1 protein-coding gene is annotated in these 545 nt (G+C 73.8%); it reads right to left on the reverse strand.

What is annotated here, in order from left to right:
• Positions 1-42 precede the first annotated feature (42 nt).
• The coding region (locus C5B91_RS21385) for a hypothetical protein (RefSeq protein ID WP_119713038.1) at positions 43-545 on the reverse strand (503 nt) is incomplete at its 5' end.

Genomic DNA, 545 nt, shown 5'->3' on the forward strand with positions numbered 1-545 from the left:
GCCGACGCCGTTCGGTCCAATCGGCTCCCGCGCGAATCCGAATCACGCCTTTTTCGACCGATTGCGAACCGCGGAGACGAGTCGCCCGACGAGCGACGCCACCGCCCCGCCGAGTCCGCCGAAGACGACGCCGTACACCAGCCCGGAGAACGCCCCCCAAAACGGGAGGCCGACGGAGTCGCCGTCGAGGTCGGTCGGGTGGAACCCGGTCGAACCGACGCGGACGAACCCCTCCGCGTTCGGGGGCACGTCACCGAGGCCGACGCGGGCGACGAGCGCGGTGACTGCGACGGCGGCGGCGAAGCCGACGGCGACGGACGACCCGGTGGCGAACCCCTCGGCGAGGCGTCGAGACCACGCCGTGAGGCGCGCCGTGACGACGCCGGCGAGAAAGAGGCAGGCGGGCGGGAGCGCGCCCAGCCAGTACCACGGGTCGGCAGGGCCGTCGAGTCCGTCGACGAGGTTGCGGAGGACGACCGCGCGACCGGGGCCGGTCGTCTCGACGAGGCGGACGGGCAGGCCCATCGCGCCGCCGAACGTCCAGA

The organism is Haloferax sp. Atlit-10N, from assembly GCF_003586325.1.
Classification (GTDB): domain Archaea; phylum Halobacteriota; class Halobacteria; order Halobacteriales; family Haloferacaceae; genus Haloferax; species Haloferax prahovense.